This is a genomic window from Methylocaldum sp. GT1BB (assembly GCF_051027545.1).
Lineage (GTDB): Bacteria > Pseudomonadota > Gammaproteobacteria > Methylococcales > Methylococcaceae > Methylocaldum.
This window is the reverse complement of the sequence record NZ_CP194902.1, coordinates 4604816-4625139: the sequence shown is the minus strand read 5'-3', so window position 1 is coordinate 4625139 and position 20324 is coordinate 4604816. Positions and strand designations below refer to the sequence as shown.

Annotated in this window: 19 protein-coding genes and 1 tRNA gene; 14 read left to right on the top strand and 6 right to left on the bottom strand. The window is 55.3% G+C overall.

Annotation, left to right across the window (positions count from 1 at the left end; genetic code table 11):
* Nucleotides 1-16: 16 nt before the first annotated feature.
* On the top strand, nucleotides 17-607 hold the full coding sequence (locus tag ACR2TX_RS21835; protein WP_434130707.1) for a DUF4202 domain-containing protein: 591 nt from the start codon (nucleotides 17-19) through the stop codon (nucleotides 605-607).
* Between the two features lie 24 nt (nucleotides 608-631).
* On the opposite strand, the gene ACR2TX_RS21830 is transcribed toward ACR2TX_RS21835, so the two are convergent.
* Together ACR2TX_RS21830 and ACR2TX_RS21825 are read right to left on the bottom strand one after the other, a co-directional pair.
* The gene (locus tag ACR2TX_RS21830) at nucleotides 632-1915 is read right to left on the bottom strand and encodes an NAD(P)/FAD-dependent oxidoreductase (protein WP_077732448.1); all 1284 of its coding nucleotides are present in this window, start codon (nucleotides 1913-1915) and stop codon (nucleotides 632-634) included.
* An 8-nt stretch (nucleotides 1916-1923) separates the two neighbouring features.
* Nucleotides 1924-2244, bottom strand: coding sequence for a c-type cytochrome (locus ACR2TX_RS21825; protein ID WP_077732447.1), 321 nt, complete (start codon nucleotides 2242-2244; stop codon nucleotides 1924-1926).
* A 487-nt stretch (nucleotides 2245-2731) separates the two neighbouring features.
* On the opposite strand from ACR2TX_RS21825, the gene amoC reads away from it, so the two are divergent.
* The 4 genes from amoC (at nucleotide 2732) to ACR2TX_RS21805 (ending at nucleotide 6742) form a co-directional block, all read left to right on the top strand.
* A complete protein-coding gene (gene amoC / locus ACR2TX_RS21820) occupies nucleotides 2732-3517 on the top strand; it encodes a bacterial ammonia monooxygenase, subunit AmoC (RefSeq protein ID WP_077732835.1) in 786 nt (261 codons plus the stop codon).
* 136 nt (nucleotides 3518-3653) lie between these two features.
* A complete protein-coding gene (amoA, locus tag ACR2TX_RS21815) occupies nucleotides 3654-4397 on the top strand; it encodes a bacterial ammonia monooxygenase, subunit AmoA (RefSeq protein WP_086132856.1) in 744 nt (247 codons plus the stop codon).
* Nucleotides 4398-4507: 110 nt separating this feature from the next.
* Nucleotides 4508-5752, top strand: coding sequence for a bacterial ammonia monooxygenase, subunit AmoB (gene amoB, locus ACR2TX_RS21810; protein WP_086132855.1), 1245 nt, complete (start codon nucleotides 4508-4510; stop codon nucleotides 5750-5752).
* Between the two features lie 210 nt (nucleotides 5753-5962).
* Nucleotides 5963-6742: a TatD family hydrolase gene (locus tag ACR2TX_RS21805; RefSeq protein ID WP_347258160.1), complete on the top strand. Its 780-nt coding sequence runs from the start codon at nucleotides 5963-5965 to the stop codon at nucleotides 6740-6742.
* Here the strand turns inward: ACR2TX_RS21805 and ACR2TX_RS21800 are convergent.
* The 3 genes from ACR2TX_RS21800 to ACR2TX_RS21790 are packed head-to-tail and all read right to left on the bottom strand — an operon-like array spanning nucleotide 6739 to nucleotide 10634.
* A complete protein-coding gene (locus ACR2TX_RS21800) occupies nucleotides 6739-7857 on the bottom strand; it encodes an aminotransferase class V-fold PLP-dependent enzyme (protein WP_434132535.1) in 1119 nt (372 codons plus the stop codon). The genes ACR2TX_RS21805 and ACR2TX_RS21800 overlap by 4 nt on opposite strands.
* A 32-nt stretch (nucleotides 7858-7889) precedes the next feature.
* The gene (locus ACR2TX_RS21795) at nucleotides 7890-8714 is read right to left on the bottom strand and encodes an undecaprenyl-diphosphate phosphatase (protein ID WP_077732201.1); all 825 of its coding nucleotides are present in this window, start codon (nucleotides 8712-8714) and stop codon (nucleotides 7890-7892) included.
* A 33-nt stretch (nucleotides 8715-8747) separates the two neighbouring features.
* A complete protein-coding gene (locus ACR2TX_RS21790; protein ID WP_077732202.1) occupies nucleotides 8748-10634 on the bottom strand; it encodes a potassium transporter Kup in 1887 nt (628 codons plus the stop codon).
* Between the two features lie 785 nt (nucleotides 10635-11419).
* Between ACR2TX_RS21790 and tpiA the strand changes: the two genes are divergently transcribed.
* The 9 genes from tpiA (at nucleotide 11420) to ACR2TX_RS21745 (ending at nucleotide 18984) form a co-directional block, all read left to right on the top strand.
* Complete coding sequence (gene tpiA, locus ACR2TX_RS21785) at nucleotides 11420-12172, top strand: triose-phosphate isomerase (protein WP_077732203.1); 753 nt, start codon at nucleotides 11420-11422, stop codon at nucleotides 12170-12172.
* A gap of 11 nt (nucleotides 12173-12183) precedes the next feature.
* On the top strand, nucleotides 12184-12564 hold the full coding sequence (gene secG / locus ACR2TX_RS21780; protein ID WP_077732246.1) for a preprotein translocase subunit SecG: 381 nt from the start codon (nucleotides 12184-12186) through the stop codon (nucleotides 12562-12564).
* A gap of 23 nt (nucleotides 12565-12587) precedes the next feature.
* A tRNA-Leu gene (locus ACR2TX_RS21775) sits at nucleotides 12588-12672 on the top strand.
* A 74-nt stretch (nucleotides 12673-12746) separates the two neighbouring features.
* Nucleotides 12747-13874: a tRNA guanosine(34) transglycosylase Tgt gene (gene tgt / locus ACR2TX_RS21770; RefSeq protein WP_133719027.1), complete on the top strand. Its 1128-nt coding sequence runs from the start codon at nucleotides 12747-12749 to the stop codon at nucleotides 13872-13874.
* A 24-nt stretch (nucleotides 13875-13898) separates the two neighbouring features.
* Entirely contained in the window at nucleotides 13899-14243 is a 345-nt protein-coding gene (gene yajC, locus ACR2TX_RS21765) for a preprotein translocase subunit YajC (protein WP_077732205.1), read from the top strand.
* A gap of 68 nt (nucleotides 14244-14311) precedes the next feature.
* Nucleotides 14312-16156 (top strand): protein translocase subunit SecD, encoded by a 1845-nt coding sequence (gene secD, locus ACR2TX_RS21760; RefSeq protein ID WP_086132783.1) that lies wholly within the window; start codon nucleotides 14312-14314, stop codon nucleotides 16154-16156.
* Between the two features lie 32 nt (nucleotides 16157-16188).
* Complete coding sequence (gene secF, locus ACR2TX_RS21755) at nucleotides 16189-17127, top strand: protein translocase subunit SecF (RefSeq protein ID WP_347258161.1); 939 nt, start codon at nucleotides 16189-16191, stop codon at nucleotides 17125-17127.
* Nucleotides 17128-17371: 244 nt separating this feature from the next.
* Nucleotides 17372-18262 carry a M28 family peptidase gene (locus ACR2TX_RS21750; RefSeq protein ID WP_240502637.1) on the top strand — a complete coding sequence of 297 codons (891 nt, stop codon included), beginning with the start codon at nucleotides 17372-17374 and terminating at the stop codon, nucleotides 18260-18262.
* Between the two features lie 11 nt (nucleotides 18263-18273).
* Complete coding sequence (locus ACR2TX_RS21745) at nucleotides 18274-18984, top strand: hypothetical protein (protein WP_434130706.1); 711 nt, start codon at nucleotides 18274-18276, stop codon at nucleotides 18982-18984.
* Between the two features lie 101 nt (nucleotides 18985-19085).
* Here the strand turns inward: ACR2TX_RS21745 and mmoC are convergent, their stop codons facing one another.
* Nucleotides 19086-20123, bottom strand: a complete 1038-nt coding sequence (gene mmoC, locus ACR2TX_RS21740) for an aromatic/alkene monooxygenase hydroxylase FAD-binding subunit MmoC (protein WP_077732208.1) — start codon at nucleotides 20121-20123, stop codon at nucleotides 19086-19088.
* Between the last annotated feature and the right edge of the window lie 201 nt (nucleotides 20124-20324).

The window sequence follows — 20324 nt, the reverse complement described above, 5'->3', positions numbered from 1 at the left end:
TGGACTGAGTATTTCGATGAACGAAGATCGGCTGGATCGGGTGCTAGTCTTAATAGACGAAGCTAATGCACAGGACCCTAATAGTGAGGTTTGGCGAGGCGAATCCTATCCCAAGGAATTGCTTTACGGGATGCGCATGACGGAATGGCTTGACCGCCTCTATCCCGATGCGCCGGATTTGCTGCACATCGCCGCGCGCGGGCAGCACATTCGACGTTGGGAGGTTCCCCGGCAGACCTACCCGGACACGCGCGAGGGGTATCTGCAATGGCGCAGCTATCTATATGGTTTTCATGCCGATTGTGTTGCACAGCTTATGACACAAGCTGGATACGATCCGATAGACATCGAGCGGGTCCGCAAAGTTCTTCAGAAACGCGGTTTGAAAAACGATCCGGACGTTCAATCGATCGAGGACGTCGCGTGCCTCGTGTTTCTCGATTACTACTTTGTCGCCTTCGCGGCGATTCACGATGAAGAAAAGCTGATCGGTATCGTCCGCAAGACCTGGAAAAAGATGTCCGAGCACGCGCGGAGCCGCGCATTGGAGCTGGAATTTCCGGAGTCTGTCCGGGCGCTGCTCGCAATGGCTTTGGAAGCGGTATAGGCAGCAAGCGCCAAATGGCGGAGATTACCCGAAGGCGTCAGCGGCGATGATTTTCTGCCAGCTCCGGGCATGCTCGGCTTCTTTCCGCCGATCGCCGTTCATGGGTGTTTCACCCGTCGACACGGCCTCGAGCTGCTTCTCGGTTGGCGAATACTTGTACACGCCGGTGATCGAGATCGCATAATCCGGCTTTAAAAAGCTATAGCAGTGGTTGATCAGGCTTGGATGACCCGGTTCGCGGTCTTGCAGCAGATCAATTACCGCCGCGGCGCAGATCTTGGCCTGCGAGTTGGCGGCAAATGCCGATTTGGGCATGGGCGTTGCCGTACAGGCATCGCCGATAATGTGCACGTAAGGTGCCAGCGGCGATTCGAAGGTGAGCGGATCGATGGGGCACCAGCCCGATTGATCGGTCAGCCCCGCCTGATGCGCGAGTTTGCCGGCCTTTTGCGGCGGGATCACGTTCAAAACATCCGCACGGTGCTCGTCGAACTCGGTGAAGACGACGCGCGATTGCGCATCTACCCGTTCTATCTTTCCTTCCTTTTCCGCCGAGATCCATTCCACCATCCCTGGATAAAGCTCTTCCCAGCCTTGGAGGAAGAGCGATTGTTTGGAGAATTGGGTTTTCGCATCCAGAATCAGCACTTTGGAGCGCGGTTTGTAACGCTTCAAAAAATGCGCTATCAGTGACGCACGCTCGTAAGGTCCCGGCGGACAACGATACGGATTGGCGGGTGCCGTGATCAGAACCACGCCACCGTCAGGCATGGCCTGCAATTGGCGACGCAGAAGTGTGGTCTGTGGCCCTGCTTTCCAGGCATGAGGAGCCAACAGACTGGCAGTCTCGTCGTAACCGTCGATGGCGTCCCAGCGGAAATCGATGCCCGGTGCGACGATTAGCCGATCGTAAGGTATGGCCGATCCATCCGCCAATGACACGGTGCGCCGAGCAGTGTCGATAGTTTGGGCTTCGGCTGTTACCGTTTGAATTCCCTGAACGTTCCTGAGGATGTCATATTTCCGACGAAGCTCATCGGGCTGCTTTAGGCCGGCGATAACTTCATTCGATCCGGGGCAGGACAAGTAATTAGCCTGTTGCTCAACCAAAGTGACTTCAAGTTCCGGATTGAGCAGCTTGAGGTACTTCGCAGCGGACGCTCCCGCGAACCCGCCGCCGACTACCGCTACGCGGGCTTTTTCGCGTCGTGATCCGGTGCTGGGATGGTTTACCGAACAGCCGACTGTTCCAAGCGCCGAAATCGCCCCGGCCCACTTGATGAAACTTCGTCGGGAAATTGGTGCCATGCGTTCTCCTAGCGATGATTTTTGAAGAACCGGGCTAACTCTAGGAAATCTTGATATTGATATCCCCTTGCAATGCGGTCCATCACCGTGGCTGAGCGGTAACCCGTTTTAAATTCCTGCATTGTGCGGATGAATTCGGATTCGGGGATGCCGCTAATCGCCGGAATCGAGCCTATACCTTGGCCCGATGCGCCATGGCAACCGGTGCAAGCGAGGGCGATTCGGGCGAAACCCGGGCGCTCAAGATTGTCGCTGAATGCAGCTTGCGGAATCGAAAGTGCGAGCGCACCGGCGTATGCCGACACTTGCAGAATTCGGGTCAGTCGCATATCTGGCCTATTTCGCGGAGAGGGCATCAAGTTAGCGTACATCGCCGAGGCACATTTGAGAATCATGTTGCCTATTGAGCATTTTGAGCATTGGGCTCTGATGCGATGTCCGCTAGAACTGCTGACTATCGTCCGGTCCGTTTGTTTGCAATGAGCGGTTGCCTCTGTTTGGGCACGTTCGAATCAGTCGAGCGCCTTGAAAGCGTCGAGTGACAAGTCTTTGGAAAGGTTTTTTAAGTCACCAATTAAAACAATGGGTTGCGCTTATAAACGACGCTTTTTAGCGATGTAAATATGTATTCTTTCATAGATAGACTGTTCCTTGACAAGGCATGAATGAGTGATAGACTGCAACGCACCCTAGGAGTGGGGCATTTTGTCGCAGGGGCCCTTGGGCCAGGGGCAAGAATGAAGAAGACAAGGATGCACGACGAGGTAGCGGGGCGGCGACGCACCGCGAATGAGTACTAACTTTGGAGGTAAAACTATGGCTGCAACAACAGTTGGTGGCGTAGCAGCGCAAGACAAGCCGCTTTTGGACATGAAGTGGCTGACCTTTGCGTTCATGCTGTACACGGTCTTTTATATGTGGGTTCGGTGGTATGAAGGGGTCTACGGCTGGTCCGCCGGTCTGGATTCGTTCGCACCGGAATTCGAGACGTACTGGATGAACTTCCTGTACACCGAAATCGTACTGGAAGTGGTCACCGCCTCGATTCTGTGGGGCTACCTGTGGAAGACCCGTGACCGCAACCTGGCGGCACTGGCGCCGCGGGAAGAACTGCGCCGGAACATGACGCACCTGATTTGGCTGTTTGCGTATGCATGGGCCATTTACTGGGGTGCGAGCTACTTCACCGAGCAGGACGGCACCTGGCACCAGACGATTGTTCGCGACACCGACTTCACGCCGTCGCACATCATCGAGTTCTACCTGAGCTATCCGATCTACATCATCACGGGTGGTGGCGCGTTCCTGTATGCGCATACCCGCCTGCCGCACTTTTCGGCTTCGAAAGGCTTGTCGCTGGCGTACCTGATTCTGTGGACCGGTCCGTTCATGATTCTGCCGAACGTTGGCTTGAACGAATGGGGTCACACCTTCTGGTTTATGGAAGAGTTGTTCGTAGCGCCCTTGCACTACGGCTTCGTGATCTTCGGCTGGCTGGCATTGGCCATCATGGGCGTGTTGCTGCAGGTGTTTGCGAGCTTCTCGAACCTGATGGGCAAGGAAATCTGTGAAGCGGTGGATCAAGGTCTGATCGCGAAATAAGTTTGGATGGGTTGCGGCGGGGCGGCGACGGTAACCACCGATCGGCGCGGCCGCTGCGACCGGCACTGGACGTGACGATGACCACCCGGCGGGCGGTCATCTAAAACGACAATAAATGAACTTTTGGAGGTAACTCATGAGCGCACTTCAATCTGCGGTTCGGTCTCATGCCGAAGCAGTGCAAGTCTCCAGGACCATTGACTACCTGGGGATCTTCATTTTCTTCTTTGTAGTGTGTGGTTCGTATCACATTCACGCCATGTTGACCATGGGTGACTGGGACTTCTGGTCGGACTGGAAAGACCGTCGTCTGTGGGTCACGGTGACCCCGATCGTGTTGGTGACCTTCCCGGCGGCGATCCAGGCGTGGGCCTGGGAAAAGTTCCGCAACCCCTGGGGCGCGACCATCGCGGTGTTGGCGTTGCTGTTTGGTGAATGGGTCAACCGCTACTTCAACTTCTGGGGCTGGACCTACTTCCCCATCAACTTCGTATTCCCGGCGGTTCTGGTTCCGGGTGCGATTTTGCTCGACACCTTCCTGATGCTTTCGGGCAGCTACCTGTTCACGGCGATCGTGGGCGGTATGGCGTGGGGTCTGGTGTTCTATCCGGGCAACTGGCCGATGATTGCGCCGCTGCACGTGCCGGTGGAATACAACGGCATGCTGATGTCGATTGCCGACATTCAGGGTTACAACTATGTCCGTACCGGTACCCCCGAGTACATCCGCATGGTTGAAAAAGGCACCCTGCGTACCTTCGGTAAGGACGTAGCGCCGGTATCGGCTTTCTTCTCGGCGTTCATGTCGATCCTGATCTACTTCATGTGGCACTTTGTGGGCCGTTGGTTCTCGACCATTCGGTTCTTGAAGCAGACCTAATCGGGACCGGAATCGGACGTACAAGCAAAACGCACCCAGCCTTTGAAGCGCCCTGACGCGGGGGCTTGAGAGGCGGGTACAACAGAATAGACTCGAGAGAGGAAGAACCTATGAAACTACTCAAAGACAGGATCGCCAAGTGGTCCATGGTCGGTTTGCTGGCCACGTTTGCCGCGACCAGCTTCTACGCGCCGAGCGCCTCGGCCCACGGTGAGAAATCGCAGGCGGCGTTCATGCGTATGCGTACCATCCACTGGTACGATCTGAACTGGTCGAAAGAGAAGGTGAAGGTCAACGACACCGTCGAAATCACCGGTAAATTCCACGTGTTCGAAGGCTGGCCGGAAACGGTCGCCGAGCCCGATACCGCGTTCTTGAACATCGGTATTCCGGGTCCGGTCTTCATCCGCAAAGAATCGTACATCGGTGGCCAGTTGGTGCCGCGTTCGGTGCGCTTGGAGATCGGCAAGACCTACGAGTTCAAAGTTGTGTTGAAAGCGCGCCGTCCGGGTGACTGGCACGTGCACACCATGATGAACGTCGAAGGCGGTGGTCCGATCATCGGCCCCGGCAAGTGGATCACGATCGAAGGCTCCATGAGCGAATTCAAGAACCCGGTGACCACCCTGACCGGTCAGACCGTGGATCTGGAGACCTACAACGAAGGCAACACCTACTTCTGGCACTTCTTCTGGTACGCCATTGGCGTCGCCTGGATCGTGTACTGGGTCCGTCGTCCGGCCTTCTTGCCGCGCTACCTGATGGTGGAAGCGGGCCGTGCGGACGAGCTGGTCTCGGCGGGTGACAAGAAAGTGGCGATGGGCTTTGCCGCGGCGACGATCCTGATCGTGATCTTCGCGATGTCGAGCGCCAACAGCAAATACCCGATCACCATTCCGTTGCAGGCCGGCACCATGAGAGGCATTCAGCCGATCGAAATGCCGAAGTCGACGATTTCGGTGAAGGTTGCCGACGCCACCTACCGGGTACCGGGCCGTGCGATGCGCATGAAGCTCACCGTCACCAACAACGGCAACAAGCCGGTGCGGTTGGGTGAGTTCTACACCGCGTCGGTGCGTTTCCTGGACAGCGATGTCTACCGCGACACCACCGGTTATCCGGAAGACCTGTTGGCGGACGATGGGCTTGAAGTGAGCGACAACAGCCCGCTGCAGCCGGGTGAGACGCGGACGATTGACGTTACCGCCAGCGATGCGGCGTGGGAAGTCTATCGTTTGTCCGACATCATCTACGATCCGGACAGCCGCTTTGCCGGTCTGTTGTTCTTCTTTGACGATGCGGGCGGCCGTCAGGTCACCCAGATCGACGCTCCGCTGATCCCGTCCTTCATGTAAGACCAAGGGGGCGCCGGGTCCCGGCGCCCTCAAGGCTTTACGACCGACGGTCGGCACTGAAAAGCCCTCCTTCTCTGAAGGAGGGCTTTTTTCTATTGATCAGGTATCAGATAGACTCGGATCTAGACCAAACATGCGCTGTCTAGAGAACAGAGATAGCTAACTTGGTTGACGTTCGTCCATTTCTTAAGAGGGCGCAGTATTTCCCTTATGTTCATAGATTCTCATTGCCATCTTGATCGCCTGGATTTAACGCCTTTTGAGGGTGAATTCGCTTCGTTTATGAGAGAAGCGCGAGCGCAGCAGATCGAACACATGCTGTGTGTATCCATCGATCTTGACAGCTACTCCGAAATGCGCCGTTTGGTGGATGGATACGACGATGTCTCAGTATCGGTTGGTGTCCATCCTAACGAGCAGGTTTCAAGAGAGCCGAGTGTCGAAGAGCTTGTCGTCCTCGCGGAAAATGACAAGGTGGTCGCTATCGGTGAGACCGGTTTGGACTACTACCGGAGTTCGGGCAGCCTGGACTGGCAGCGTGAGCGGTTTCGGCAACACATCCGAGCCGCCAAAATCGTTGGTAAGCCGTTAATTATTCACTCGCGTGAAGCCAAGGACGACACAATCAAGGTGCTGAAGGAAGAGGGGGCAGATCAAGTCAGTGGTGTGTTCCATTGTTTTACCGAGGATTGGGAGACGGCGCGGCAGGTCCTGGATCTGGGGTTTTTTATCTCATTCTCGGGGATCGTCACTTTCCGGAACGCTCAATCGATACAAGAGGTCGCCAGAATGATTCCGGAAGATCGTTTCTTGATCGAAACGGATTCGCCATACCTTGCTCCGATCCCGTTTCGTGGAAAACCGAATTATCCTTTTTATGTAAGACACGTGGCGCAGTGTGTCGCAGAACTGAAAGGAATTTCTATCGAGCGCGTTGCAGAGCTCAGCTCGGACAACTTCTATCGGTTGTTTCCAGGAGCTCGAGCCTAAGCGCGTAGCACGATATCGACCGCTCGTTCGAGCGCATCTAGGGGCGTATAGAAATGGGGCGAGAAACGGATGCCGCCGCCCCGCAATGCACAGACAACGCTATTTTGATTCAGGTGCTGATAAAGCCGTTGGTTTTCCAGAGATCGGTGGCGGAACAGCACGATGCCTGAACGACGTTCGGAAACGCTGGATGAGAGGAGTTCCAGTGCCGGGTGATTCATGATCGTTTCGACCAAGTAAGCGGTTCGCTCCAACAGTAAGGTTTCAATTCTTTCTATGCCGGTTTCCAATATCAGCGAGAGGCTGGCGGACAGCGCATGTATTCCCAGCATATTGGGGCTGCCGCATTCGAAGCGACGGGCGTTCCGTGCCGGAAGCCAAGACCGGTTATCGTAATCCCCAGCGTTCTCAACCATGTGCCAGCCGTATTGCATTAGACCCAGCAAGCCTCTCGCACGCGGCGAGGTATAAAAAACACCTAGCCCTTCCGGTCCGAACATCCACTTATGACCATCAGCCATGACAAAATCTGCGTGGCACCTTTGTACGTCGAAACGCAATGCCCCTAAGCTTTGAATGGCGTCAATGCAAAATAAAATCCCTTGGTCGCGGCAGAACCGGCCGATTTTGTCCATATCGAGGCGTAACCCCGAAGCGTATTGAACAGAACTGACGGTGATAAGCTTTGTGTGTTCGTCGGCTAGCTCAAACAAGGCATCTTCAGGCGTGCGAGCGGCATTTAGATCTGCCTCTTTGAGCTCCACTCCTCGATCGCTTAGTGCTTGCCACGGAATTCGATTTGACGGGAACTCCTCGTTGCTGGAGACGATATTGTCGCCGGGTTGCCAGTCGAGTCCAAAAGCCACGAGCGAGATCGCCTCGGAAGTGTTCTTGACTAAAGCGATATCGTCCGTGGACGGCGCATTGAGCAAGTCCCTTAACTGTTCCCGCAATAAATCTTCTTGTTTCACCCATTCCAAGTAACGGGACGCACCGTATCGGGCGTTTTCCTCTGCGAACTGGCTTACCGCCAGGGCCGTCCGCAAAGGCCAAGGTGCCACGGCCGCATGATTCAAATAGATTAAGTCCGGGGACAATGGAAATTCGGGGTGCATCTGGCTGGAAACCGGGCAATGAAATCGTTGAATCAGAGCGAAACAGTGAGTCCGGTCGTCGACAGAAAATAGACCAATACTAATGAGCCGAACAGTATTCGATACCAGGCAAACGCTTTGAAACTGTGTCGGGCGACGAATGCCAGCAACGCTCGAATAACCAGCCAAGCGCTGAAAAAAGCCGCAACGAAACCGGCTGCCAACATCTCCAGGTCTTCAGGTCTCATGATATCGAGATTCTTGTACAGGTCGTAGAAAGTGGCGGCGAACATCGTCGGAATAGCGAGAAAGAACGAGAACTCCGTCGCAACTGACCGTGACATGCCGCTCAGCAACCCACCCATGATCGTCGCGCCCGCTCGAGATACGCCCGGAAACAAGGCAAGGCTTTGAGCTAAGCCCACTTTGAGCGCCACATGCCAGGTCAACTCGTCGACGTGCTCGACATGATGAGTCCGGCGCCGGCTTTCGATCAACAGAATCACGAGGCCGCCGAGTATCAGCGCCCCGGCTACGGTAATCGGGTTGAAGAGCTGAGTCTTGATGGTTTTGTGAAGAAAAAGACCGAGTAGAGCTGCCGGCAGAAACCCGATCAAGACATTAAGCGCGAAACGGAATGCGGCTGGATCCGAGAATAGCGACCCGGACACGCGAGTAATGCGCTGCCGGTAATGCCAAACGATGGCACAAATCGCCCCAAGCTGAATAAATATGTCGAACGTTTTCGCCCGTTCCCCGGTGAAAGACAATAGATCATTGGCAATGATTAAATGACCGGTACTGGAGATCGGAAGAAACTCGGTGGCTCCCTCCAAAATACCAAGCACGATTGCCTTCAAATAAAGGGGAATGTCCATAAACTTCCTTAAGTAAAAATGCTTAAAACTCAATTACAGCATGCGTTGTACGCCCAGTTCAACGACGCGATCGGGCGGAATCCGGAAAAAACTTACAGCACTGCTCGTATTGCGGGACATGCCGATGAACAGCTTCAGGCGCCAAAGCGGCATTTTCGGAACCGTGCTGGGAATAATGGTTTCGCGGCTGAGGAAAAAGGTCGTATCCGAGATATCAATGTCAAAATCTCGACTGCTTGATTTAAGGACTCGTGGGATATTGGCCGCTTCCATGAATCCATAATGTAGATTGATTCTAAAAAAGCCTGCGCCGAGGCGGCGGATTTCGCGGCGTTTTTCGGGAGCTACGCGGGGAACGTTTTCGGTAGTGACAGTCATAAGCACGACAGTCTCGTGCAGTACCTTGTTGTGTTTTAGGTTATGCAGCAACGCGGGTGGAATGCCTTCGCGGCTGCTCGTCATGAATACGGCCGTGCCGGCGACGCGCAACGGAGGATTATTGACGATTTCGGCTAAGAATTGATCAACTTGTACCGAGTCTTCGCGTAGGCTCTCCCGGAGAAGATCGCGGCCGCGTTTCCATGTCGTCAGGAGCGTAAAGGCGATAAGCCCGATGACTAACGGGAACCATCCGCCTTCAAAAATTTTCGCTGCATTAGCGACCAAGAAGGCCAAGTCGACGGTAAGGAATCCAAAAGCCAGCATGCCGCTAATGATCGGATTCCACTTCCATAAGCTGTACACCACGACGAAAGCCAAAATCGTATCGATGGCCATCGTGCCGGTGACGGCGATGCCGTAAGCGGCCGCTAAGTTGGATGAAGACTGAAACCCTAGAACCAATCCGATGATAGCGACCATCAATGCCCAGTTGATCCAAGGAATGTAGATCTGACCCTTTTCCTCTTCAGAGGTGTATTGAATGCCGAGCCTAGGGCAGAAGCCCAACTGAATCGCTTGAGACGTAAGGGAAAAGGTTCCAGAAATTACCGCTTGGGAAGCGACAATTGTGGCTATCGTAGCTAGGCCGATCATGAAAACCAGCGCCCCGCCAGGAACAAGGAAATAGAACGGATTTTGAACCGCCGACGGATTTTGGATGAGAAGAGCCCCCTGGCCGAAGTAGTTCAGCATCAGTGACGGAAGGACGAACAGAAACCATGCCTTGCGAATCGGTTCGCGGCCGAAATGTCCCATATCCGCATACAATGCTTCGCCGCCGGTAACGGCCAGCACCACCGCTCCCAAGATCAAAACGGAAGGCCAGCCATGCGCTGCAAAGAAGTGAAAGGCATGTACCGGATTCACGGCAGCTAAAACGGCTGGACTTTTTATCAAACTGAGCGTGCCAAAAACTGCGAGACTACAGAACCAAATTGCCATAATCGGCCCGAATAGCGCACCGACGCCCGCGGTCCCTTTTCGTTGAAAAGTGAAAAGCCCTATTAGGACTGCAAGAGAAATCGGAACCACATAGGAATGAAGCTCCGGCTGAAGGACTTTGAGTCCTTCGACTGCACTCAAGACCGAGATGGCCGGCGTGATCATCCCATCGCCGTAAAATAGCGATGCGCCTATCAATCCGAGCCCGATCAGTAAAAATCGGAAGCGGGTACTTATTTCCGCCTTCTGCTGGACAAGGGATATCAGGGCCATGATACCGCCTTCGCCTTTGTTATCCGCTCGCATGATGAAGATGACGTACTTCAACGATATGACGATCAGAATGGCCCAGAAAATAAGCGACAAGATGCCGAGGACATTTGCCGGCGTTGGTTCTAGCGCCAGAATGCCGCCGAAGCACTCTTTAAGTGTATAAAGCGGGCTGGTACCGATATCGCCGAATACGATGCCCAGCGCGGCGATCACCAAACTTTTTTGTTCTCGCGATTGAGATGGGGCTAGGGTTGCCGAATTCATAGATTTTCTCCGTCGCCGACGCGAAAAGAGCATGTGCTTTGTTTAGGACACCTTCCGATACGGGTTGCGCTAATTCGTGCGTGATCCTTCTTTCATAGATGAGACGGCCAAAGGCTATCGGTGTGCTGCCGGTAGGCAACTGGTGTGTTCGAGCGGGAGCGGGCACTAGCGAATGCGCCCGTGCGCGTCGGCTCAGGTTCAGCATCGGCAATCAAATTCGCCAAATAGAGAAAGAATAGCTTTCGTCATTCGGGAGGGGCGTTTTCCGCTTGAACGCAGTTCATGCACGACTACCTCTGCTATGGAAATGCAGATGCACGATCGCTCAGATTAGGCGGTGAAGTATAGGCAGGCAGGCGAAATATCGTAGCTCAACAAGTTTGATCATGCCTCGGCTCCATCCAATCGCATTTTTCGAGCATAAAGATTAAGCGTTGGGGTAAAAAGCTGTAATGTCGCGCTAAAAGGCTTTAGAAAAATAGCGAAACGTCTCTTGCCCATGTCCATTGGGCAATATCGGGGGATGTTACCTGAGGCTTTCGGTTTACTGAACCACCAGAGAGTCTCATCCAGTGAATAGCAATTTTCTATGAGCGAAATTCTGGGCTGGTTGTAAAAAGTTGTGGGAGCTTAATCCAATAGACCGAGAATGTTGAGTAAGACTCTAGAATATTCTTATAACTTTTTGATAAGCGCAGGCACGCAGACCGAATATAGATCCTTTCAGCTTGAAAAACAGGCTCTGAGTCATTAAGCTTCTACGGTTTTACAACAAGGAGCGCTCAATGGTTCGTCGTCCTCTGGTCGTCGGAAACTGGAAGATGAACGGCACTCGAGAAAGTAAAAAAACATTGCTGACGAACATTCTTTCCGGCATTTCGGAAACCGCTCCGGCAGAGGTCGGTGTATGTGCGCCTTATGTATTCATACCCGAGGCAGCCGAACTGTTGGAAAACAAAGCGATTTTGCTTGGCGCGCAAAATGTAGCGGATGAGGACGAAGGCGCCTATACGGGTGAAATCTCCGCGCCCATGTTGCGTGAGTTCGGGTGTGACCTGGCTATCGTCGGGCATTCGGAGCGGCGACTGCGGTACGGAGAGTCCAATCAACTGGTGGCTGCGCGTTATAAAAAAGCGCTCGATCACGGTCTTACGCCAATCTTATGCGTGGGTGAGACTCTGGAGCAGCGTGAACAGGGTAATACATTTACTGTCATAGACGAGCAGTTGGAGGCGGTGTTTGATATGGCTGGCGTTGAATCGCTGGCAAATGCGGTGATCGCTTACGAACCCGTCTGGGCTGTCGGGACCGGGCGAACCGCGACAGTCGAGCAAGTGCAAGAGATACACGAATATTTGCGGCGAAAGATTTCGGAGCGGGAACCCGAAGTATCGGCTTCAGTCCGGATTCTATATGGCGGTAGTGTAAAGCCCGAAAATGCCCGTACCTTGTTCGGTATGCCCGACGTGGACGGTGGATTAATTGGCGAAGCGTCCTTGGATGCCGAGTCCTTTCTCTCGATATGCCATTCGGTTTAGGTGAAGTTTTTATGTATCAGGCATTGACAATTATTCATGTCGTGGTCGCCTTGGCGGTCATCGGATTGGTGCTTCTTCAGCAAGGCCGGGGCGCCGATGCCGGAGCGGGCTTTGGCGGTGGAGCGTCTAATAGCCTGTTCGGTGCACGGGGCGCAGCTTCGTTTTTGTCTCGCACGACCGCGGTGCTGGCTACACTGTTTTTTGTGACCAGTTTGAGTCTTGCGTACTTGGCAGATAAACAGGATAATAAACAAGTTGATATCATTGATGGTCCTGGTTTGGACCCGTCTCAACGCGATCTTCCTCCGGTAGTGGAAGAGCCGCCAGCAACTGACAAGGCCGATTTGCCCGATAGCGCCGATACGCTTCCGCCGGCAGAGCAAGAGAAATAGCCAACCTTGTTAGACCATGTTTAGCCGATGTGGTGGAATTGGTAGACACGCCATCTTGAGGGGGTGGTGACGCAAGTCGTGTCGGTTCAAGTCCGACCATCGGCACCAATTACGTCGATTCGAGATGGCCTGCCTATTTCAGATAGTCAGGCCTCTTTTGTTTTTGCACATCTAAAAATCCGATGGAGTTTATCGTAAGCAGCACTGACGGCAGGGCCCGACGGGGCGAGCTTATCTTTTCGCGCGGAAACGTGCGGACTCCGGCATTCATGCCCGTCGGCACCTACGGCACCGTCAAGGCAATGACGCCTGAAGAGCTCAAGGAGCTTGGCGCAGAGATCGTGCTGGGAAATACCTTTCACCTGATGCTCCGCCCTGGTACCGACGTCATCCGCCGCCACGGCGATCTGCATGATTTCATGCATTGGGATCGCCCGATCCTGACCGACTCCGGTGGATTTCAGGTGTTCAGCTTAGGTGCTATGCGCAAGATTACCGAGGCCGGCGTCCGGTTTCGCTCGCCGGTGGATGGCAGCGTCACGTTTTTGGGCCCCGAGGAATCGATGGCGGTTCAGCGGGACTTGGGTTCGGATATCGTGATGATCTTCGACGAGTGTACTCCTTATCCCGCTAGTTACGAGCAAGCCGCCGATTCCATGCGTCTTTCGCTCCGCTGGGCCGAACGGAGCAAAGATGCGCATGAGGGTAATCCGTCGGCTTTGTTCGGTATCGTTCAAGGCGGCGTCTACGAAGAACTCCGGTTCGAGTCGGTAGAGGGCTTGAAGAATATCGGATTCGACGGGTATGCCATCGGCGGTCTTTCCGTGGGCGAACCCAAGGAAGACCGGGCGCGCATTTTGAATTCGCTGTTGCCGAACATGCCATCCGATAGACCCCGTTACTTGATGGGAGTCGGTACTCCAGAGGACATCGTCGAGGCGGTGCGGCTCGGCATCGATATGTTCGACTGCGTTCTGCCGACACGTAATGCCCGCAACGGTCATCTGTTCACGCGTCATGGCGCAATCCGCATCCGCAACAGTTGCTATCAGAACGATACCCGCCCGCTGGATGACGAATGCCGTTGCTACACCTGCCGAAATTTCAGCCGGTCCTATCTCCGCCATTTGGACAAATGCGGCGAAATTCTAGGGTCTCGGTTGAATACCATACACAATCTTTACTATTACCAGGAGCTTATGGCCGGCCTCAGGCAAGCGATCGAGGACAACAGGCTGAGTGAATTCGTTGCCCGGTTTTATGAGCAACGAGGAAAAGGCGAGGTTTTGTGTAATAATGCCGCGTTTTAAAAGAAAGATAAGCAAGGACCAAATATGAGTTTCTTCATTTCCGACGCATTTGCTCAAGCCGCGCCGGCCCAGCAAGAGCCGGGGTTGGCTGGTCTTATTCTACCGCTGGCTATATTGCTGATTTTCTTTTTCTTATTTGTTCTCCCGCAGCAAAGACGGGCGAAAGAGCAAAAAAGAATGATCCAGTCGCTGACCAAAGGGAGCGAAGTCGTGACCAATGGCGGGCTGCTGGGTAGAGTAGCGGATTTGGACGATAACTTCGTTCAGTTGGAAGTGGCTGATAACACCTACGTATACGTTCAGCGCCATGCCATAGCATCACTGATGCCGAAGGGTACCTACAAGGCTAAGAAAAAGGCCGAAAAATAAAACGGCTAAGCAAGTTAATTCAACGGCGGATGCACTATACCGAGCATCACGCCTCATAGGCAGCTATCATGCGAAACCGCTTTCCACTGTGGAAAAACCTTCTGATTATCGCCGTATTGGTGTTGGCGACGATTTACTCGCTGCCCAATTTTTTCGGCGAGGATCCGTCCGTTCAGCTTTCGCCTTTGCGGAGCGCTAAGCTGGACGAAGCTACTCGTGTTCAAGTCGAAAAACTGCTGACCGACGCCGGGATGCAACCGAAGTCGTTGGAATTGTCTGAGAAGCGGCTTCTGGTGCGTTTTACCGAAACCGAGACCCAGCTCAAAGCGGCCGATTTGCTCACCGGATCGCTGGGAAATAACTATACGGTAGCACTCAACCTCGCGCCGTCGACTCCGGATTGGCTCAGAGCGATCAGCGCCCAACCCATGTATCTGGGATTGGACCTTCGGGGCGGCGTGCACTTTTTGATGCAGGTGGATATGGACGCGGCCGTCCGCCAGGCTGAAGAGCGTTATGCGGAAGACATTCGTTCACTTTTGCGCGAAAGCAAAATCCGTTATCTCTCCGTCGATAGAAGTAACCAGACCATCGAAGTGAAGTTCCCGGACGGCCAAACGCTGGCCCAGGCCAGGGATGTCATGCAGCGAGAACTTCGCGGTTTGGAGCTCGGCGAGGACGGCACCGTGATGCGCGCCAGATTGTCGGAACCCGAACGCCGGGAGATCCGTCGTCTGGCTGTGGCGCAAAACATCACGACCTTGCGTAATCGCATTAACGAACTTGGCGTCGCCGAGCCGGTGATTCAGCAGCAGGGCGAAGACCGCATCGTGGTACAGCTCCCCGGCGTCCAGGATACCGCCCGCGCCAAGGAGATTCTGGGGGCCACCGCGACGCTGGAGTTTCGCTTGGTGGATACCGAGCACAGCGCCCAAGGCCTGGAAGAGGGCAAGACGCCGTTGGGCGCCAGGCTCTACCAGGATCGAAGCGGCAGGCCCATCTTGCTGCAGCGTAAGATCATCGTGACCGGCGATCAGATCGTGGATGCTTCCTCCGGGCTCGATTCTCAGTCGGGTTCTCCGGCCGTGTTCGTGACACTGAACGGCATAGGCGCGCGCAAAATGGCCGATGTTACGCGCGAGAACATCGGCAAGCCGATGGCGGTCGTCTATATCGAAACCAAGACGGAAACCAGAGAAGTGGAAGGCCGGAAGGTGGCCACCAAGAAAAAGGTCGAGGAGGTCATCAACGTCGCGACCATTCGGGACCGCTTCAGCAAGCGCTTCCAAATTACCGGTCTGGATAGTACCGAAGAGGCGCGCAATCTGGCCTTGCTGCTGCGTGCAGGAGCTTTGGCCGCGCCGGTGGACATCGTCGAGGAACGAACCGTCGGCCCCAGCTTGGGTAAGGAAAATATCGAGCAGGGTACCCGTTCGTTCATCATCGGTTTTGCCCTGATTGCTGCTGTGATGATCCTCTATTACAAGGTGTTCGGGATCATCGCCAATATCACCTTGCTCTTTAATGTCGCTTTGATTTTGTCGATTCTGTCGTTGCTCCAAGCGACATTGACCTTGCCGGGTATCGCAGGCATCACCCTGACCATAGGTATGGCAGTAGACGCCAACGTGCTCATTTACGAGCGCATCAAGGAGGAGCTGCGTAACGGCAATTCCATTCAGTCCAGTATTTACGCCGGATTCGAGCGCGCGTTCGGCACCATTTTCGACTCCAATATCACGACGCTTCTTGCGGCGATCATGTTGTTCAGTATCGGCTCTGGTCCCGTGAAGGGGTTCGCCGTGACCTTGACGATCGGGATTTTGACGTCGATGTTCACCGCGGTGATGTGTACGCGGATGCTGGTCAATTTCGTCTACGGCCAGCGGCGAGTCGCCAAACTGTGGATCTGAGTCCGATATAAAGAATTCAGGAGATTTGATCAGTGTCCGATACTAATACTCGCGGCTACGCAATCGACTTCATGCGCTGGCGCGTGCCTGCGGTTGTCCTGTCCGCCGTGGTCAGCCTCGCGTCGATCATCGCACTTGGCTGGCAAGGCTTGAACTTCGCCATCGATTTTACCGGCGGCACCATTGTCGAAGTCGGTTATCAGGAACCGGCGAATCTCGAGGAGGTGCGTCAGCAGCTGAAAGAAGCCGGTTTCGCCAATCCGATAGTGCAACATTTCGGAACGTCCAAGGAGGTTCTGATCCGTCTCGCCCCGCAAGCGGAAATCACGAGCACCGATCTGAGGACGCGAGTCATGGAGGCGCTCCGCAAGAATCCGGAGGTTCAAGCCGAACTCCATCGCATCGAATTCGTCGGACCCCAGGTGGGCGAAGACCTCGCCGAAAGCGCCGTGGTCGCCTTGCTATTGGCGATACTCGGGATTCTGGTCTATGTCGCGTGGCGTTTCGAATATCGCTTTTCGTTCGGTGCGATTCTGGCCACCATGCATGATATCACCGTAATCCTGGGCGTGTTTTCCATTCTGCAGTTGGACTTCGATCTGAGCGTACTGGCCGCCGTCCTAGCCATCTTGGGCTATTCGCTCAACGACACCATTGTGGTATTCGACAGAATTCGCGAAAACTTCCGGAAAATCAGGCGCGGCGAGGTTTTGGACGTCATCAACCTGTCCATCAACGAAACGCTGAGCCGTACCCTGATGACCTCCTTCCTAACCTTACTGGCCTGTATTTCGATGGCCATATGGGGTGGAGAAGTGCTTCGGAACTTCGCTCTGGCCTTGATTGTCGGCATCGTGGTGGGGACCTATTCGTCCATCTACGTCGCCAGCGCATTGGCCTATCGGTTGGGGATCAGCCGCGCGGATCTTCTGTTGCCGGAGAAGGAAGGGGCGATTGATAACCGTCCGTAAGTGCATTTGAATCAGACGAAAAAGGCTGCTTCGAGCGGCCTTTTTTGTGCGCAACTTTTTGGAATTTTCTTCAATCGAATTGGAGAGGCTCCCGAGCGGCATGTCCTTCTCCACAAGGTGCCGCAAACGGCAACGGCCGATGCAGCCGAGGGACGTGACGCCCTTATTCGTTGACAGATAAGGGAAGCCTGATTTCAGGTTTTCGTGTCGTATGAGCCCCGTGGACCCGTTATAAGACACCCTTATGAGGGGCCGGCAAGCGATGGAAAAGGTGGCCGATGCATTGAAAATGCACGTTTACACTTTGGCCGATCAAATAGGCGAGCGAAACCTGATGCTGCCGGAGGCCTTGCATGCCGCCGAGCGCTACATCGCGGGGCAATGGGAAGCCCAGGGTTATCCGGTAAACCGGCTCGCCTATACGGTGAAAGGGATCGAATGCGCCAATCTTGAGGCAGAGCGGCATGGAACCCGTTATCCGCTCGATATCGTCTTGATCGGAGCCCATTACGACACCGTATTCGGAAGTCCCGGTGCGGACGACAACGCCAGCGGCGTCGCGGCGCTGCTGGAGCTGTCGCGCTTGTTCATGAGCTCCGAGCCGGAAAAGACCGTCCGCTTTGTGGCCTTCGTGAACGAGGAAGCGCCGTTTTTCGCGGGACGCCATATGGGCAGCCTCATTTACGCCAAAGCCGCCAAGGAGCGGGGCGATCGGATCCGCTTCATGGTTTCGCTCGAGATGCTGGGATGCTATTACGATACACCCAATAGTCAGCGATATCCGGTGCTGCTCAAGTACGTTTATCCCGACCGCGCCAATTTCATCGCCTTCGTGTCCAACCGACATTCTCGGAGCAGTTTGCTACGCCTCGTGCGTGCATTTCGCCGGAATTCGGAATTTCCGATCGAGCATCTCGCGGCTCCGTTCTTCGTGCCCGGCGTTGCGCTCAGCGACCACTTTTCCTTCTGGAGGCAGGGCTATTCGGCGATCATGGTGACGGACACGGCCTTTTATCGAAATCCCTGGTATCACACGGCTGGCGACCGGCCGGATAGGCTTCATTACGAGTCCTTTGCAGCGGTCGTCCGAGGCTTGTATCTGGCGCTGCTGGATTGTGCGAATGGCGCATCCTGAGGTGGTAAGGCATGACCGAATTGGCTCAAACGGAAACCGAACATTTGTCGCCCGCCGATTTGGTTGCCGCTCGCCGCGGCCGCTTTTCCGCCGAACTGGGTATCGATGTCGCCGGGCTGGACGACGGCGAACTTTTCAAATGGCTTCTTGCGGCCGTTTTATTCGGAGCGCGCATTTCCGAACGGCTGGCGGCGCGCACTTACCGGGCTTTCGCGGAGACGAAGCTGACGACTCCCGAAGCCATTATCGAATGTGGCTGGAACGGGTTGGTGGCGGTATTGGATACGGGCGGGTATACCCGTTATGACTTTAAGACCGCCACCAAGCTCCTAAACCTGTCGCGGTCCTTGCTGGAGGACTATCAGGGAAGTCTCAACAGGCTGCATGCGAAAGCGGAATCCGCGGAGGATCTCGAACGAAGGTTGATCGCTCTGGCGAAGGGTATCGGACCCACGACGGTCAATATCTTCTTGCGCGAACTGCGCGGAGTCTGGGCCAAGGCGGCACCGGCTCTATCCGATCTCGCTGTAGATGCCGCCAAGGCGCTGGGTTTTCTGCCGGAGGGGGAATGCGAGAGCCGCTTCGCGGCAGCGCGATTGCAGGCGCTTTGGGCGAGGGCCGGCGGGTCTGCTCGCGATTTCCCGGACTTCGAAACCGCACTGGTCAGGGAAGGCATCTTATTGCGGCGGGCGAAGGCGCATAGCGGTAGATCGGCCCGTTGATGATTCATTGCTCAGTCGTTCGATTAGGCCTGGGGGAGTGAGTAATCGATATCGCCTCGCGCGAACGATGGGAAGGTCGATTCCGCGAGTGGGCCGGCTCTTCAGTTCGAAGGCAAGAACCTCTCGCTGAAGATGTGTTCATCGGAGATTCCGAAAGCACGCGCCGTCTCCGCCGCAGCATCGATTAGCGCGGGCGGACCGCACAGATAAAGATCCGGCGCCGGTCCGCCTTGTTCGAGGTCGCGCCGTAACGCATCGACCGGGGTGCCGCGAAATCCGGCCCATGACGGCTCCGGATGCCACACGCAAAGCTCGATTTTAAGCCGAGGCAGAGCCTCGGTGAGTTCCCGAAGCGTGTCCAGGCAGAACAATTCGGCTTCGCGATTGACGCCGAAATAGAGCCGCGCCGGTTGCGGTTCTTGCAACTCGGCCATATGGCGCAGCATGGACAGCAAAGGCGCCAAGCCGGTGCCGCCCCCGACGAAATAGCGAGGCCGTAGGCTCTGCGCCTGCAGCACGAAATGGCCGCTGGGGCCGCGCACGTCGATGCGCTGGCCGGTCTTCGCCTCCCGCTCCAGATAGGTGGAGAATGTTCCGCCCGGCTGCAGCCGGATCAGAAACTCCAGCTCTCCGGTCCAGTTGGATGTATTGGCGATGGAGTAGGCGCGGCTGATGCCGGAATCGGGAATTTCCAGACTCATGTACTGCCCCGGTTCGAATTCCGCGGCCTGTCCGCCGCTGCTGTCCGGCTGCAGCCGGAGCAGCAGGCGTACGGTGTTTTCGGCAATGGGCGCCAACTCGACGATTTCGGCGGGGCGGCTCGCCAGCGCTTCGAAGCGGATGCGGTCGAAATCGTAAGGCGCTTCGAGCGAAAGGTCGCTTTGCGGATGGGCCCGGCACAGCAGCAGGTCGCCGCGAGCCGCGGCGTCCGGGGGCAGCGCCTGCGGATTATAGCTGTCCAGATGGTAATCGCCGTCGACGCGGGTACAGAGACAGGCGCCGCAGCCGCCGTCCCGGCACAAGGATGGAAGTACGATGCCTTCCTCCTCGGCGGCGGCGAGAAGATTCTGTTCGGTTTCGCAGGTGAAACGAACCTGCTGCCCGTCGCGGGTGGTGAGCGTTATGACGTGGTTGGTCATGGGTTCTCCAATGGAAAGTCGTGATCGCCCTGAGAGCAAATCGATGGGAGCGGGCTGTAGGGTGGGTTAGGCCGTGAGGGCGTAACCCACCGAGCGACCTCGAATCGGTGGGTTACGCGGAGCCGAGGGGCTAACCCACCATCGATGGGTTTCGCTTCGCTCTACCCATCCTACGATTAATGTCCATTCGAATGCTGAATG

Bases quoted from the DNA above. Each gene is read 5' to 3' on its own strand.
- ACR2TX_RS21835 (WP_434130707.1), top strand. From the start codon at position 17: ATGAACGAAGATCGGCTGGATCGGGTGCTAGTCTTAATAGACGAAGCT.
- ACR2TX_RS21830 (WP_077732448.1), bottom strand. From the start codon at position 1,915: ATGGCACCAATTTCCCGACGAAGTTTCATCAAGTGGGCCGGGGCGATT.
- ACR2TX_RS21825 (WP_077732447.1), bottom strand. From the start codon at position 2,244: ATGCGACTGACCCGAATTCTGCAAGTGTCGGCATACGCCGGTGCGCTC.
- amoC (WP_077732835.1), top strand. From the start codon at position 2,732: ATGGCTGCAACAACAGTTGGTGGCGTAGCAGCGCAAGACAAGCCGCTT.
- amoA (WP_086132856.1), top strand. From the start codon at position 3,654: ATGAGCGCACTTCAATCTGCGGTTCGGTCTCATGCCGAAGCAGTGCAA.
- amoB (WP_086132855.1), top strand. From the start codon at position 4,508: ATGAAACTACTCAAAGACAGGATCGCCAAGTGGTCCATGGTCGGTTTG.
- ACR2TX_RS21805 (WP_347258160.1), top strand. From the start codon at position 5,963: ATGTTCATAGATTCTCATTGCCATCTTGATCGCCTGGATTTAACGCCT.
- ACR2TX_RS21800 (WP_434132535.1), bottom strand. From the start codon at position 7,857: ATGCACCCCGAATTTCCATTGTCCCCGGACTTAATCTATTTGAATCAT.
- ACR2TX_RS21795 (WP_077732201.1), bottom strand. From the start codon at position 8,714: ATGGACATTCCCCTTTATTTGAAGGCAATCGTGCTTGGTATTTTGGAG.
- ACR2TX_RS21790 (WP_077732202.1), bottom strand. From the start codon at position 10,634: ATGAATTCGGCAACCCTAGCCCCATCTCAATCGCGAGAACAAAAAAGT.
- tpiA (WP_077732203.1), top strand. From the start codon at position 11,420: ATGGTTCGTCGTCCTCTGGTCGTCGGAAACTGGAAGATGAACGGCACT.
- secG (WP_077732246.1), top strand. From the start codon at position 12,184: ATGTATCAGGCATTGACAATTATTCATGTCGTGGTCGCCTTGGCGGTC.
- tgt (WP_133719027.1), top strand. From the start codon at position 12,747: ATGGAGTTTATCGTAAGCAGCACTGACGGCAGGGCCCGACGGGGCGAG.
- yajC (WP_077732205.1), top strand. From the start codon at position 13,899: ATGAGTTTCTTCATTTCCGACGCATTTGCTCAAGCCGCGCCGGCCCAG.
- secD (WP_086132783.1), top strand. From the start codon at position 14,312: ATGCGAAACCGCTTTCCACTGTGGAAAAACCTTCTGATTATCGCCGTA.
- ACR2TX_RS21750 (WP_240502637.1), top strand. From the start codon at position 17,372: ATGAGGGGCCGGCAAGCGATGGAAAAGGTGGCCGATGCATTGAAAATG.
- ACR2TX_RS21745 (WP_434130706.1), top strand. From the start codon at position 18,274: ATGACCGAATTGGCTCAAACGGAAACCGAACATTTGTCGCCCGCCGAT.
- mmoC (WP_077732208.1), bottom strand. From the start codon at position 20,123: ATGACCAACCACGTCATAACGCTCACCACCCGCGACGGGCAGCAGGTT.